Origin of the sequence: Thiocapsa marina 5811 (assembly GCF_000223985.1) — a bacterium.
Classification (GTDB): Bacteria; Pseudomonadota; Gammaproteobacteria; order Chromatiales; family Chromatiaceae; genus Thiocapsa; species Thiocapsa marina.
In genome coordinates, this window is the sequence record NZ_AFWV01000005.1 from 347,637 (window position 1) to 361,075 (window position 13,439).

The 13,439-nt window shown below is 69.8% G+C and carries 14 protein-coding genes; 4 read left to right on the forward strand and 10 right to left on the reverse strand.

Features of this window, described 5'->3' with window-relative positions:
- Positions 1-48: 48 nt before the first annotated feature.
- From dinB to traL, 5 genes are all read right to left on the reverse strand, one after another.
- Complete coding sequence (gene dinB / locus THIMADRAFT_RS09425; protein WP_007192788.1) at positions 49-1,227, reverse strand: DNA polymerase IV; 1,179 nt, start codon at positions 1,225-1,227, stop codon at positions 49-51.
- 77 nt (positions 1,228-1,304) lie between these two features.
- Positions 1,305-2,630 (reverse strand): TrbI/VirB10 family protein, encoded by a 1,326-nt coding sequence (locus THIMADRAFT_RS09430; RefSeq protein WP_007192789.1) that lies wholly within the window; start codon positions 2,628-2,630, stop codon positions 1,305-1,307.
- The gene (locus THIMADRAFT_RS09435; RefSeq protein ID WP_007192790.1) at positions 2,627-3,634 is read right to left on the reverse strand and encodes a TraK domain-containing protein; all 1,008 of its coding nucleotides are present in this window, start codon (positions 3,632-3,634) and stop codon (positions 2,627-2,629) included. Before THIMADRAFT_RS09435 ends, THIMADRAFT_RS09430 begins: the two co-directional genes overlap by 4 nt.
- Positions 3,631-4,227 carry a TraE/TraK family type IV conjugative transfer system protein gene (locus THIMADRAFT_RS09440; RefSeq protein WP_007192791.1) on the reverse strand — a complete coding sequence of 199 codons (597 nt, stop codon included), beginning with the start codon at positions 4,225-4,227 and terminating at the stop codon, positions 3,631-3,633. The genes THIMADRAFT_RS09435 and THIMADRAFT_RS09440 overlap by 4 nt, the downstream gene beginning before the upstream one ends.
- Entirely contained in the window at positions 4,224-4,505 is a 282-nt protein-coding gene (gene traL, locus THIMADRAFT_RS09445) for a type IV conjugative transfer system protein TraL (RefSeq protein WP_007192792.1), read from the reverse strand. Before traL ends, THIMADRAFT_RS09440 begins: the two co-directional genes overlap by 4 nt.
- Positions 4,506-4,709: 204 nt before the next feature.
- On the opposite strand from traL, the gene THIMADRAFT_RS09450 reads away from it, so the two are divergent.
- Together THIMADRAFT_RS09450 and THIMADRAFT_RS09455 are read left to right on the forward strand one after the other, a co-directional pair.
- Positions 4,710-4,991, forward strand: coding sequence for a type II toxin-antitoxin system TacA family antitoxin (locus tag THIMADRAFT_RS09450; protein ID WP_007192793.1), 282 nt, complete (start codon positions 4,710-4,712; stop codon positions 4,989-4,991).
- Positions 4,992-5,095: 104 nt separating this feature from the next.
- Positions 5,096-5,518 (forward strand): GNAT family N-acetyltransferase, encoded by a 423-nt coding sequence (locus tag THIMADRAFT_RS09455; protein ID WP_324603135.1) that lies wholly within the window; start codon positions 5,096-5,098, stop codon positions 5,516-5,518.
- Positions 5,519-5,549: 31 nt separating this feature from the next.
- Here the strand turns inward: THIMADRAFT_RS09455 and THIMADRAFT_RS09460 are convergent, their stop codons facing one another.
- The 5 genes from THIMADRAFT_RS09460 to mobI form a co-directional block, all read right to left on the reverse strand.
- Positions 5,550-6,218, reverse strand: a complete 669-nt coding sequence (locus tag THIMADRAFT_RS09460) for a DUF4400 domain-containing protein (RefSeq protein ID WP_233490216.1) — start codon at positions 6,216-6,218, stop codon at positions 5,550-5,552.
- Positions 6,208-6,594 (reverse strand): hypothetical protein, encoded by a 387-nt coding sequence (locus THIMADRAFT_RS09465; protein WP_007192796.1) that lies wholly within the window; start codon positions 6,592-6,594, stop codon positions 6,208-6,210. The genes THIMADRAFT_RS09460 and THIMADRAFT_RS09465 overlap by 11 nt, the downstream gene beginning before the upstream one ends.
- An 8-nt stretch (positions 6,595-6,602) precedes the next feature.
- Positions 6,603-8,423: a conjugative transfer system coupling protein TraD gene (gene traD / locus THIMADRAFT_RS09470; RefSeq protein ID WP_007192797.1), complete on the reverse strand. Its 1,821-nt coding sequence runs from the start codon at positions 8,421-8,423 to the stop codon at positions 6,603-6,605.
- Entirely contained in the window at positions 8,420-10,681 is a 2,262-nt protein-coding gene (gene mobH, locus THIMADRAFT_RS24670; RefSeq protein ID WP_007192798.1) for a MobH family relaxase, read from the reverse strand. Before mobH ends, traD begins: the two co-directional genes overlap by 4 nt.
- A gap of 81 nt (positions 10,682-10,762) precedes the next feature.
- Positions 10,763-11,521, reverse strand: coding sequence for a conjugative transfer protein MobI(A/C) (mobI, locus tag THIMADRAFT_RS09480; protein ID WP_007192799.1), 759 nt, complete (start codon positions 11,519-11,521; stop codon positions 10,763-10,765).
- Between the two features lie 491 nt (positions 11,522-12,012).
- Between mobI and THIMADRAFT_RS09485 the strand changes: the two genes are divergently transcribed.
- Complete coding sequence (locus tag THIMADRAFT_RS09485) at positions 12,013-13,020, forward strand: ParM/StbA family protein (RefSeq protein ID WP_007192800.1); 1,008 nt, start codon at positions 12,013-12,015, stop codon at positions 13,018-13,020.
- On the forward strand, positions 13,010-13,279 hold the full coding sequence (locus THIMADRAFT_RS09490) for a hypothetical protein (protein WP_007192801.1): 270 nt from the start codon (positions 13,010-13,012) through the stop codon (positions 13,277-13,279). The genes THIMADRAFT_RS09485 and THIMADRAFT_RS09490 overlap by 11 nt, the downstream gene beginning before the upstream one ends.
- Positions 13,280-13,439: the final 160 nt, after the last annotated feature.

Sequence of the window (13,439 nt, forward strand, 5' to 3'; positions counted from 1 at the left end):
CGAACCGCCCGGGAGAAGCTTCTTGTCAACGACAGGGTCGATGCATCGCTACGGCCGCCGAGAGAGTCCACGCTGAATGCAGTGCCTGCCGAAGCGACGTCGGATCGCATCGAGCGTCGCGTCGAGACGATCATCCGCGTGATCGCCCTCGCGGATCTCCAGGTCCGCGAACAGATCCGGCTGCACGGGCGCCTGCGCCCAGCCGGAGAGACCCAGACCGATCAGCCGCACCGCCCGACCGGCATGGGTGTCGGCCCGGTACAGGTCCCAGGCCGTATCGAAGATGACCCGATCGTCCGCGCTCGGTGTCGCCAGGGTCCGGGAGCGGGTATGGGTCTCGAAGGGATGCAGGCGGATCTTCAAGGTGACCAACGTGCCCTTGCGCGCGGCGTGTCGGGCCAGGTAGCCGACCTCCTGCGCGGCCCAACGCAGGGTGTCCCGCAGCACCTCGGTGTCCACGACATCCTCGGCGAAGGTCGTCTCCTTGGAGATCGATTTCCGTTCGGTGGCCGGATGGACCCGGTCGTCGGCGATCCCGTTCGACTGCAGATGCACCTGCGTGCCGGTGCGTGCGCCCAAGCGTCGGCGCAGATCCTCCAGCGGCCGGCAACGCACGTCGCCGACCGTCCGCAAGCCGGCCTGTTCGAGTCGACGGGCCGCGACGGCGCCGACGCCGCGCAGGGCGGCGAGCGGCAGCGGATCCAGGAAGGCGCGGACCTCCTCGGGGCGCACCACCAGGAGTCCGTCCGGTTTGCGGGCGTCCGAGGCGAGCTTGGCGATCAGGCGGTTCGGACCGATGCCCACCGAGGCGGTCAGCCCGACCGCCTCGCGGATGGCCGCCTTGGTGCGCCGGGCGACGACCTCGGGCGGACCGATCAGCCGCTCCAACCCGGAGACATCCAGGTAAGCCTCGTCGATCGAAACCGGCTCGACGACCGGGGCGAGGGCGCCGAGCACCCGCATGATCTCCCGCGACACCTCGGCATAGCGCGCCATCTCCGGGCGCACGTAGACCGTCTCCGCCGGCAGACGGCGCACCGCCTCGGAAATCGGCATGGCCGAGTGCACGCCGAAGCGGCGCGCCTCGTAGGAGCAGGTGGCAACTACGCCGCGTCGACCCGGCTCGGCGCCGACGACGAGGGGACGTCCGCGCCACTCCGGGCGGTCGCGTTGCTCGACGGCGGCGTAGAAGGCGTCGAGATCGACGTGCATGACGAGGCGTGACATGCGGCGATGGATCCTCGGGTGCCGGGGTTCGAATTCGGCGCGCGGTCGACGCGACCGACGCCGATCCTGCGGCCATCTTACTCGACCACGTCGGCGAGCTTCATCGACACCCCGCGGTTGAGAATAAACTCCGCCCCGCGTCCCGCATCGACCTCGATCACAGGCAGCAGCTGCTCGGCCATGTCCAGATAGTAGTTCGCCAGACGATCCATCGCCCCTCCGACGCCTTGTGCCGAGGCGGCACTCAGGGCTTGGGGCGTGAGCATGGACTGGAACTGCAGGTCCGTGCCGGTGCCGGTGTTGACCGGGATCGTCGGCATCCGGTTGAAGATCTGCGAGAAGGATTGCAGGAAGCCCGCCTGCAGCGCCTTGGCGAGCAGGACACCTTGTTTGGAGACCACCCGCCCGCGCACCCCGACCTTGCCGTCCTCGCCCACCGCGTAGCCGTCGATGGGGATCTCGATCACGCCGCCGTCGTTGCGGATGCAGCTGAAGGTTTCCCCGCGCAGATAGGCCCGCTCGGAGGCCAGATCGCCGAAGCCGCCGACCAGCAGGAAGCACTCGCGCAGATCCGCGCGGACCCGGTTGGGCAGGATCGCCTGGTGTTTGACCCGGATCAGGGCCGGCACGGGATCCTTGCGGGCGTTCTGCCCGGTCGGCATGTCGATGCCGTTGAGCAGCACCCCCTTGAGGATGGCGCCGGCGGGGATATAGACGGATCCCGGCTCGGGGGTGCCGGGGGGCGTCGCGGCGGGCGGCGCCGTCGAGGCCGGCGCGGCGACCGTGCGGATCTGCAAGGTGCGTCCCTGTGCTTGGGCGGGGACGGCGGAGGAGGGTGCGGCTCCCGGCATGGCCGGCGGTATCGTCGGCGGTCCGAACAGCGCCTCCATCGGCGCCGGTCGGTGCGGCTCCACGGTGGTGGCGTCCGGCGCAGCCGGATCCGCATCGTCGAGCGGCTCCCGCTGCGGCAGTCCCGGCGGGTTCGCCGCCTGCCGCGCCTGCGCGGCGAGGGCCTCGCGCAGTTGATCGATCTCCCCGCGCAGCATCTCAAGCTCGCGTGCGTTGCCTAGGTCCCGCTCGGTTTGCGCCGGCCCGAGCGCGGGGTTGCTCGGTGCGGCGGTGGCGCCGCGCTCGAGGTTGCGTTGGACCTCGCTCATGCGCTTTTCCATGCGCTCCAGGCGATTGACCAGGGCCTCGATCCCGAGTTGCCGGGGATCCGCATCCGTGAGGATGTTGCGCACCAGGGTATCGCGCGGCGACGGCGAGTGCAGGCCCGGGGTCTGTGCAGGGGCGAACAGAAAGCTCCCGGCCGTGAGGACGGAGACCACGAAGACGCCGCCGCCGAGCGCGGCGACCCGCTTGGCGTTGGGCGAGAGCGTTTCCCAGTATCGATGCAGCATCATCGCGGCTGTCCGGGCGTGCGATGCGGTGGCGCGTCGCGGGCGAGGAGGAGAAAGACCTCGGTCTCCTCGCCTGGCGCGAGCACCCGGCGCGGCCAGGCGGCCATCGCGGCGACGGTGGCGGTCGCGGCATCCGGGCGGCAGGTGTCGTGCTCGAGCGTGATCGAATGCGCGGCGATGTTGACGACCCTGGCCTTGAGCAAGTCGGACGCCGGACCCTCGGCGCGCTCGCCGCTGCGCACCTTCAGCCCCTCGGCACAGCGCAGCTTCGTTCCTCCCGCACCTTTTGCGATCCGAAAGCCCGCCGGCATCCGACCTTGCGCCAGCGCGCGCAGCTGCTCGACCAGGTCCGAGACATACGCTGGCCCGTTGCCGTCGCCGTCCCGGTCCGAGGCGTTGGCCAGCATCGGCATCACGGCCACCGGCTCGACCGCGGCGCGCGTTGCGGTCGGGTTCCCGGCACGCTTGCTCCGATACCCCGGTACCGTGAGGCGGACCTCGCGCGGCGGGACATACCGTGGGGCCAAGGTCAGTGCCAAGGCCAAAGTACTCCCTTGGCCGTCGCCGATGTACAGAGCCACCGGCTCTTCGGTATCGGTGGCGACATAGACCACACTGCCGTCGACCTGGGTCGAGGCGTTCGAGACGGTGTGCACGACCGGGTCGGCAAAGGGCGTGACGATCCGGTTTAGGTGCCCGATGGCGATCTCGATCAGCACCGTGGTGCCCGGCGTGACGGCGAGGTTGCGCGGACCCAGCTCCAGGGTCACCGGCAGGGTTCCGCCGGTGCGCCGAGCCGGCGTGGCTCCGCCGCCCATGACGGTGCGGATCAGGCCCTCGGGCGACGCCTCGGAGCGGGATGTCTGCAGGACCGAGGAGACGGCGCTCGGCGTGCACCCGGCATCGAGCAGCGTGCAGGGGACCGGGGGAATCTCGAAGGCCGGTTCGGCCTGTGCGCTCGAGGCGGCCAGGACGGCGGCGAGGATGGAGAGACGTCGGGTGATCATGTGTTCGCGTTCTCGGGGTGGGCATCGTGCGCGCTGCGCGGATCGCCGCGATACACCTCCAGGTGGGTGATCAGCGGGCGGTAGTTGCGGAACTCCACCCGCAACTCGTAGGTGCGTCGGTTGAGCACGGGAGCGGCCGCCGGGCCTTCGGTCTTGTGCTGTCCGGTGACGAAGACGGTACGGGTGGCGGTGTCGTAGGCGATGGTTTGCGGGGCGAAGTGCATGGCGATGTTCTCGCGCTTGATCGCCTCGGTCTGATCGGCGATCGAGGCCATGACCTCCCGATGCAGCCCGCCGGCAAGCAGCGGATCCAGCACGCGCACGAGCCCGTCGACGGTGGTCGGGCCGACATTGCCGAGCAGCTGGGCGACGTAGACCCCCCAGGACTCCTCGACGGCCTGGCTGGCGTACTCGCGCGCGATCGTGACCTCGCCTTCCAGCACCGGCGGGACCAGCACCACGGTGCGCTCGACCTGACCGACCAGTCCGACCAGGATCAGGTTGGAAGCAACCAGGACCAGCACCGTGATGCGCCAGACCCGGTTCTCGAGTGTCGTGCCGCGCCAGGTGGAGAGGAAGTCGCCGAGGGTCATGGCACGTAGTGCCGCGCGAAGGGATTGGGCGTGGAGCGTGCCCCGAGCGGCATGAGGCCGAACCAGTAGATCAGATGCAGGGCGTAGCCGTCGGCCCGGCGATCGCGAAACCGCCGGTAACCGTGCGAGAGCAGGGCGCCGAGCAGCACGGCGATGGTGAGCTGTCCGGCGAGGATGCCGGCGACGAGCGCCAGCACCAGCGGCATCAGATCGTCCATGCGCCACAACAGCAGCGTGGGCGGTTCGTCGATGTGGTGGGGAAAGTCGAGGGTCTCCATCGGGTGCCTGTGGCGCGGTCTTGACGTGAGCGCATGGTGCGTCACGCCAAACCGGCCGACGACGGCGAAAACCCGCCATATACGCCCGCTTTGCCGCAGGTGGAACGGCGTCGCGATCGCCGTCACGGCGAGGAGGTGTCGCGACTCCGCGGTTTACAATGTACGGATAATTTACGTACAATCATCAAAGACACCGAGGACACCATGATGCCGAGAGAAACCATCCGCACCGCCCGCTTCGAGGCCCGGGTATCGCCCGAGGTGCTGGCCGTGGTCAAACGCGCCGCCGAGCTCCAGGGACGCAGTGTCAGCGATTTTGTCGTCGACGCCGCTCGGGACGCGGCCCATCGCGCCATCGAGGAGGCCTGCATCATCCGACTGTCGGTCGAGGATCAGCACAGGTTCGCGGAGGCGTTGCTGAACCCGGAACCGCTCACGCCCTCGATGGAGCGCGCCGTCGCACGCTACCTCAGCCTGAACGCGTAACGCTCGTGACCGGAGACGGATTTCGTATCGAGCTACTCGGAGCGCAGGATCGCGGGGCTTTTTGCAGCGGCGTCGACGCGCTGGATCGGTATTTCAGAGAACGCGTGACGCAGGACGTCCGGCGTCGCGTGAGCAACTGCTTTGTGTTGCTGGACGCCGAAAACCAGGTTGCCGGTTACTACACCTTTGCGGCGGCGGGTATCCCGCTGGCCGACTTGCCGGAGAGCCTGACCAAGCGTTTGCCGCGTTACCCATCACTTCCTGCCGGACTGATCGGGCGCTTGGCCGTTGAGCGTCGTCATCAACGACAGGGTCTGGGTGCACTCCTTGTCGTCGATGCCGTTGCCCGCGCCGTCCGGGCAGAACCGGCGATCTATGCGCTTGTCGTGGACGCAAAGGACGATCACGCGGCCGCGTTCTATGCTCGCCTGGGGTTTCATCGCCTTACAAGTCAATCCAACCGTCTTTTCATCCCGATCAGCGAGATTGCAAAACGGCTTTCGGAAGCGGGCCTTGGCCGGTCGTGACTTCCACAGTCGTTGCAAGGACCGACGCGGTTCAGAGCTGCTTCTGCGTATGGGTCACCACGAACGCCACGCACAGCGCCGAGGCGACACCGAGTACCGGAACCGCAAGGACCGGCATCGCGATCGGCGCGAACAGCAACAGACCGACGATCAGCCAGAGTGCGAGCAGGATCCGCAGCGCGGTGTGATGCGCCAGCGGGCTGGCATAGACGAACCCGTATTGCCGGATGCGACGGCGTAGCCAGCCGTCGCCGATCGCCGCCGCCAGCACGATCGCCATGAAGGGCCACCAGGCGTGCAGCAGCGCGATCCGGCGCAGGGCCTGCGCGAACGCGCCCCAAATCACGTCCAGGCGTCCGCGCAACCAGGCCCAGGCGGGACTCGCGCCGATCGGCTCCAGGCCGTAACCGGACTCCACGCCCGGTCCGGTCGCGACCAGGCGATAGGTCCAGGGGGCGATGCCGGTCTCCACGAAGAGCGTGTCGTACCAACGCGCGCCGCGGGCCACAATCGCCTGCGCCGCGTCGGCCCCGAGGGTCTCCACGAGCGCGCGCCGTTCGGTCTGCTCGACGCCGTGCGCCCAGTCGGTCGGGATGAAGGAGGCGAACAGGACGAGCTCGAGCACGAAGAGCAGCAGGGTGGAGGCGAGCGCCCACAGCCACACGCCGCGACCCTCCTTGGTGTTCGCGCTATCCCACACGGGAGGTCTGTCTCGGGGGCAGGCGCCGGGCGAGCACCCGGCGCTGTGGCTCGGTCAGCGCCCGCGCCACGCAATACTGGTGTCGGCGCGGCAGGGCGAGGGTGATGGCGTCGACGAACGCGGCGAAGCGCGCCAGATCGTCCTCGCCCTCGCTGCGGGCGCGACGGTAGGCGGCGATGCCCGCGCGCACCATCGCCAGCGCGGGTTCGGCAGGGTTGTCCGCGGACGGCGCGGACGGGCAGGCGAGCAGGGCGACCCGCGCCATCAAGCCGACGGCATCCGGCCACTCCAGCTCCAGGGTGCGCAGCGTCCGGGCGTCGGCCCGCGACAGGGCCGACAGCGCAAGTCGACCGGTCGGATCGCGATGGGGTGGCATCGGCGTCGTCACCGCTCGGTCGGTGGCGGCAGGGGCTCTCCGAGGATCGGCAAGCGGCCTTTGGAGACGCGCCCGCCGGGCCAGCGGGCCAGGTACTCGAAGTTGGGCAGCTCCCCGAGCAGCGCCGCCGGAAACAAAGGCGCCTCGGCCTCGTCGAGTCGCTCCCCGGCATTGCCGGTGTAGAGCAACGGTCGATCGCTCGCGGTCGTGGAGCCTTGGCTCTTCACCACCGTGCACAGCCGTACCGCCGGGAGACTCTCGGCGATGTACTCTTGGGTCTTCGCATCGATCACGCGCATGGCGATCAGCCCGTTGAGGTTGCCCAGCACCTGGCGGGCCTTCTCCTCGCTGCCCATGCGCGCGGCAAAGTCCGCGAACGTCTGGGTCGCGATGGTCAGACGCAGCCCCGCCCCGCGTCCCTTGTTCAGGAGCTGGATCAGCGGATCGGAGACCGTCTCGGCGGCCTCGTCGATGAAGATGTCGGTCGGGCGCGGGTGGGCCTCGTGGTTGTAGATCGAGCCCGCCACGGCGGCCAGATCGGCGGTCAGCATCGAGCCGATCGCACTGCCCACGATGGGGTCGGAGAGACTGTCCAGGCCCACGTAGAGGACCTCGCGCCGGGCGATGATCTCCCCGATCGAGGCCGCCCGACGCGGATCGTTCGCGTCCGTCTCGTCGGGGGAGAGCAGGCCTTCCAGGTGTCCGGAGGTGAGCATCACGATCACCGGCATGAGGCTCGCGACCATCTTGCCGAAATGCACGGCCTCGTGCTCGAGCAGGCCCCCGAGTCCGTCGATGACGGTGGATGGATGCTCCCCGCGCACGCGTTCGCGGTAGAAGGCGAGCAGACCCCGCGCGCGCCGATTGGCATCGCGCGCCTTGTTGAGGTAGGGACCGGCATGCTCCTGCCAGTGCGGCAGATGGGTATCGAAGTAGCGGTGCAGGACCCGCTCGACCAGGGCGTCCGCACCGCCTTCCAGATAGCGGCGCAGCGTCACCAGGGTCGGGCGCTCCTCCACGGCCAGCATCCCGTGCACGGCATGGCTGAGCGCCATCTGCCCGAACGCCTTGAAGGGATCGTTGCCCGTCTCCGAGGGGATCAGGGCGGCCACCCGGCTGGCCAGCTCGGTGGCCCGCTGGAAGTGACGCAGCGGATCGAGACGGACCGATTCGGCCGGAAAGGCCGGATGAAAGGAGACGAAGCGCTGCGGCGTGCCGGCCAGTGCGCAGGCGCGCTCGGCGGCGGCCCGCAGACCGCGGTCGCCCTTGGGATCGAGGATTACGACCGCATCCCCGCGCAGCACCGCTTGGGTGACCAGGAGATCGAACAGGCGGGTCTTGCCGCACCCGGTGGTGCCGACGATCAGCACATGCCCTTCGGTATGGGCGAGCGGAACGGTCACTTCCGCATCGGCACCGCCGAGACCGTGGATCCAGGTCGCACCCAGACGGGCGGGATCGCGCGGGGCGAACCGTTCGGGTCCGAGCCGGATCAGATCGAGCGCCTCCTGGGCATGCCGGGCCTCCCAATCGAACCCGCGGCCCATCCACAGCAACCCCGGCCAGGAGGACACGCGTGCGGCAAACACCTGCGGGTCGATGAACTGCTGCGGACGCCCGCGCAGCCAGTCGCGCCGGTTGATGCCGCGCACCGTGCCGGGGAGCCAGGTCAGCGCCATCACGAGACTGCCGACCGCGAGCCACCGGAACGAGGCCGCGTGCAGATCCCACAGCTCCGCGGTGGCCCAGGAGACGGCCGCGATGCCGGTCCACAGCAGCAGCGCCGGCAGCTCGAAGAGCGGGCGCCAGGGATTGGCATAGGTCCTCACGCACGCCCCGCCAGGATGATCCCGCGCGTGTCGGGGATGAAGTCCGGCTGATGCTTGAGGCGCCGGAGCAGCTTCGACGGGGGGATGCGGTGCTCGGCGGCCAAGGCCGCAAGGGTGGCGTGGTCGATCAGCAGACCGTTCGGGACCGCCGTCGTCGGCACGCGCCCGGCGCGGCACTGGGCCGCCAGGTCCTCGGCGAAGGCGCGCGCGGCGCTCCGGCGGGGCTGCGGTTTGGGCGGGGCGGGTGCAAGGAGATTCGCGCCGGGTTGAGCCTCCGGCGCTTCGAGGGCGTCTGCTTGTCGGGAGGGGTTACCGACGGCTTCGGATTCGATCGGACCGTCCGCGTTCGGCGCAACTCCGAAAGCCTTCGGCGCAACGCGGTCGACCGGCACCTCAACCAGCGGCTCGACTGACGGCTCGACCATACGATCGAGAAGCGTCGCGACCGCGGCACTGGCTTCGACCGTGAGCATCGCCCGCATCCGCCCGTCGATCTCGCGCACGCGCAGCAAGGGCCGGCGCGGATCGATCGCGAGCAGGCCGCCGTCCCACAAGGCATGCAGGACCTCTGCGGGTTCCATCCCGATGCCCGGCACGGCGAGTGCCGTCAACCCCTCGGGGTAGGGGATCAGCAGATGGCGGTCCCGTCGGACGAGGATCTCGGCGGGCCGTTCGCCGTCCGCGATGGACCGGAGCAGCGTGATCAATGCAAGACCGCCGGTGCCGCGGCTTGCGAGCCAGCTGCGGGCCGAGGAGGCGGGATCGTCCCGCGCCCTCGGCTGCGGTCGGGCCTCGGCCGCAGGATTCGGCACGGGCTCGGAATCGGCGAACGGTCGTGGCGGTGACGCCGTCGTAGCCACCGGAGCGTCCGGACCGGCCGTGTGCTCCGCCTCGGTGATCAGGTCGAACGGCGCTGCCGCGGTCACGTCGGTGTCCCGATCATCGAGGGCATCGGCGTCGCTCATGATGCGCTCGGCCGGGTCCTCGATCCGGACGGGCCCGGAGGTCGCACTCTCCTGCCAGCGCGCCACCGGCGCCGGTGGATGCCCGGCGAAGACCAGCTCGGGCGAGGCGAGCAGCAACATGGTCAGCTGCACCGGCTTGCCGTCCTTTACGAGCGGCGCCGGGGCGATGCGGCGGTAGAAGCGATCGCGCTCCTCCTCGCGATAGGTCGTCGCGTGACCGCGCTCGACCAGGATGTCGGCGATGGTCTCGGGGGCCTTGGGGATCCCGGGGATCTTGTCCCGCGCCAGGAGGGCCGCGATGTCTTCGCCGCCTTGCGGCCAGACCACGTGGAGCCCGTCGGCGAGCATCCACAGCCGCGCGCCGGGGGTGTTCACCGTCCAGGTGCCCTCGCGCACCAGACGGCGCATGGCGTCGATCAGGTAGCGGTCCACCGGCACGCCGAGCGCGAAGGCGTCGGGATCGATGCGGTTCTCGCGCAGGTCGCGCGCCACGCTCGCGCGGTCGGCATTGCCCACCACCGTGCCGAGGACCGAGGACTCCTCCTGTCCGCCCACCACCGCGATCAGGTTGGCGAGGATCGCCGGATCCCGACTCAGCCAGGTCTTGATCTCGGGGGTGAGGATGGCGTGCACCACCAAGGTGCCCATCTGCAGATGGGCATTGTGGCGGCGCGTCTCGCGCCAGCGCAGGTAGTAGCGCTGCAGGGCGTGCCGGCGGGCCCAGTCGAGCAGCGGCTCTTCATGCGGGCACCAGGTCAGGGTGCCGTCGCGATCCGACACCTCAAGGTCGGCGACCGGCTTGCCGATATCGTGCAGCAGCCCGGCCAGACCGCTCGCGACTCGCCAGCGCGGCTCCAGGTGATAGCGATCCTTGGGCTCGCGGTCCAGCGCGAAGACGTGGCGCATCGACGCCTGCGCGGCGAGGAAGCCCACTTCCAGGGAATGGCGCAGCAGCCCGCCCGAGCCGCGGTGATGATGGGCCTCGGAGGCGGGCAGCAGGTGCACGAAGGCGGCGAGGCGGCGCACGACCGGCAGGACCAGCTCGCGGTAATCCGTGTCGGTCATGCCCAACCCGTCCTGCAGACGCCGGAGCAACTCCGTTTGCTTGGCGAGCAGCGCGTCCACGTCGGACGCCGGCAGCCCCTTGATGAAGGGCGGATAGCGCAGTAGATCCTCGTCCGGATCGGGGGCGGCTTCGGGGATCGCATCGCCCGTGGGTGCGGGCGTCGGCCGCGCGTGCTCGGGGTTGGCTGCGGCCGGCTTGGAACGACGAAACAGATCGAAGAGGGACATGCGCGCATCCTGCACCGTCGCGGATGCGCCCGGCCATGGAGATAACCGCGCGTCCGGGTCTGCTTTCCGGCGGGTCGCGCGTCAGCGCTCGGCCTCATCGTCCAGACCCAGTTCGCGGCACCGCTTGGCGGCGGCCCGAAAGCGGGTCCGCACCTCGGCGATCTGCCGCGCGGCGGCGCGGATGGCGCCGAATTCCTGCTCGGCCTCCTCCACGAGCGGGCGCTGCCAGTCCCGTGCGATGCCGCGAAAGGCGCTCTTCGGGTAGCGATCCCCGTCGCCCTTGCGGATGTAGTCCGACAGATAGACGACGCCCGCGGCGGTGTGCACATGGCGGTAGGTGACCCACTCGATCGAGAAGGCGCCCGGGGTGGCGCGATTCGCCCGCTGCGGGCGCACCCGCACGCCGATGCGACCCCGGGCACTGCGCGGCAGCCCCTGACCGGCCTCCGCCAGACGTTGCTCGAAGGCGCTGCGTCCTTGCTCCGCGCGCTCCTGCAGGGCCGCCAGGTTGCGCGCGATCCAGGCGTCGAGCGCCTCCTCGACCTGGTTCGGTGCCGCCTCCGCGTCGGCGTCGTCGTCCTCCTCGGCGTCCCTGCCCGTTGCGCCGAGCGGGCCTGCCCGGAAGGCTGCCTCGAGCGAGTGGGCAGGCGCCACGACGGCCGGGCGTTCGCACCCTCTTATCTTTGGTGAAACAAGGCCCGCTGTTCTCCCCTGCCGCGGGAGGCTTCCGGTCAGGGCAGGCAGTGCCGTCGTCGCTCGGGCGCTCGAGGTGTCGCGCTCCCATCGATCGGAAGGTACAAGCGCGTTCTCGTCTTGCGTATTGCTGTTCGGTCGTGTCATGCGTTGATCCTTGATCGTTCGGGACGGGCGTTCGTATTCGCTCATCCATCGGGTGGATGTCGCCGGAAGGCGCAAAACGCCGCTCGGGGTTTCATTCGTGGCTCTCGGTTTTCCAATGCTGTACGGCAAAAGCGGACGCCGCGTTCTCACCGATCGGTATTCCGATTCATTTCCGGAACCTATCAGTCCTTCGGGTCGCATTCGTTTATCTTTCCCGCGATCGACAGCCGTTTTCCATGGCCGTTCGGCGCCGGGAGGTTAGCACGCGTCATGCGTCGGGCACCCCCCTGAAAGACACCGTTTTCGGTCATTTAATCGGCTGGCGTTGCACCGCCTCGACGCCAAGAATGCCGAGTGTTCGCTGTCGCCTTCTTGTACGCCGATCGCGAATCTCTTGTGAACCTTGTCATTGGAATGCATCGGTGCGGCGACGGCGTGAAGCGCGTCCGTGTACCGCCAGTGCATTCGGTGTGAACCCATCGGGCGGAGCCATGTACGTCGTCGGACTCGATATCGGCTATTCGAATGTAAAGATCGCCGCAGGGCCTTGCGGAGCGCTGCCGCGACTCATCGTGCGCCCTGCCGGGGCCGCTCCGCGGGAGCGGCTGGGCGAGCGCATCGGCGCGGAGGAGGAGGCCGGGAGCACGACGGGCGCGGCCGCCGATCGGCCGGTCCCGGTCGATCTGGGCGGCGTGCTCTGGGCGGCGGCAATCGAGCCCGACCGCTTCGAGGACTGGCAGCGCCCGCTGCACGAGGACTACCCGGCCACCCCGAGCTACCACGCGCTGGCCCTGGCCGCGCTGCAGCTGACGGGGCAGCGCGCTATCGATCGGGTCGTGACCGGATTGCCGGTCGCCCAAGCCGGCGACGTGCGCCGTCGGGAGCGCCTGAAGCGCCTCCTGACCGGGCGGCACGGCAGCGGCGAGGTGCGCCTCGAGGTCGGCGAGGTGCGGGTCGTTCCGCAGCCGATCGGCGCCTACCTCGATCTGGTCTATACCGCCACGGACGAGGAGATCCTCGAGCGCATCGAGACCGGCACCGTCATCGTGCTGGACGCCGGCTTCTATTCCTTCGATTGGGCGCTCGTCGTCAAAGGGGAGCTGCGCCGCAGCGCCAGCGGCACCAGCCTGGAGGCCATGTCGGTGCTGCTGGAGCGGGCCGCGCAGGAGGCCGCGGCCGAGGCGGGCGGAAAACCGCAGCCGCTGGGGCTGGAGGCCGCGTTGCGCGCCGGGCGTGCGCACGTGCTGCAGGCCGGACATCGCCTGTCGCTGCCGAGCCTGCTCGGGCGCGCGGCCGGACCGGTCTGCGCGGTCGCGCTGGAGAGCCTGCGCCGATCCCTGCGGCGCGAGAGCGCGAGCGTGGATCTCGTGCTGATCGCCGGGGGCGGCGGCAGCCTCTACGTGCGGGCGGCGGCCGGGTTGTTTCCGGGTGCGACGGTGGTGGTGGCCGCGGATCCGATCGCGGCGAACGCGCGCGGGTTTCATCGTTATGCCGGCTGAGGCGCGCTCCCGTGATCCGTTGCGCGCCGTGGTCAACATCGGTCCGTCCCAGCCCGAGCTGCTGGAGGATCTCGTGCAGCTGCCCAAGCGCTCGCGGGCGGCACGGCTGCGTCACCTCGCCGCCGTCGGGCTGTTGGCGATCAAGGGCGGAGCCGGCGCTCTCGCCAAGGTTGCACCGGCGCCGTCGACGTCACCCGATGCCTCGGCGCAACGGCGCCGCGATCGCCTCGTCGGTCGGCTGGGGCGCGTCGATGATTAGAACCCTCTGGTTTGTCGGTCTGCTCTGCGCTGGCCTGGCCGCGACTGCGCCGAGCCCAGCGGGTCCCGCCGCCGCCGAATCACCGTTGCCGCCCGCCTGGGCCGAGCCGGCACGGGCGCATGGCATCGAGCCACGTTTGCTTTACGCCGCCGCGCTCTCG

Coding starts and splice junctions, on each gene's coding strand:
- THIMADRAFT_RS09440 (WP_007192791.1), bottom strand. CDS start 4,227: ATGACCCTCGGCGACTTCCTCTCCACCTGGCGCGGCACGACACTCGAG.
- THIMADRAFT_RS09430 (WP_007192789.1), bottom strand. CDS start 2,630: ATGATGCTGCATCGATACTGGGAAACGCTCTCGCCCAACGCCAAGCGG.
- THIMADRAFT_RS09465 (WP_007192796.1), bottom strand. CDS start 6,594: ATGCCACCCCATCGCGATCCGACCGGTCGACTTGCGCTGTCGGCCCTG.
- THIMADRAFT_RS09490 (WP_007192801.1), top strand. CDS start 13,010: ATGCCGGCTGAGGCGCGCTCCCGTGATCCGTTGCGCGCCGTGGTCAAC.
- mobI (WP_007192799.1), bottom strand. CDS start 11,521: ATGACACGACCGAACAGCAATACGCAAGACGAGAACGCGCTTGTACCT.
- THIMADRAFT_RS09485 (WP_007192800.1), top strand. CDS start 12,013: ATGTACGTCGTCGGACTCGATATCGGCTATTCGAATGTAAAGATCGCC.
- dinB (WP_007192788.1), bottom strand. CDS start 1,227: ATGTCACGCCTCGTCATGCACGTCGATCTCGACGCCTTCTACGCCGCC.
- THIMADRAFT_RS09435 (WP_007192790.1), bottom strand. CDS start 3,634: ATGATCACCCGACGTCTCTCCATCCTCGCCGCCGTCCTGGCCGCCTCG.
- traL (WP_007192792.1), bottom strand. CDS start 4,505: ATGGAGACCCTCGACTTTCCCCACCACATCGACGAACCGCCCACGCTG.
- THIMADRAFT_RS09450 (WP_007192793.1), top strand. CDS start 4,710: ATGATGCCGAGAGAAACCATCCGCACCGCCCGCTTCGAGGCCCGGGTA.
- mobH (WP_007192798.1), bottom strand. CDS start 10,681: ATGTCCCTCTTCGATCTGTTTCGTCGTTCCAAGCCGGCCGCAGCCAAC.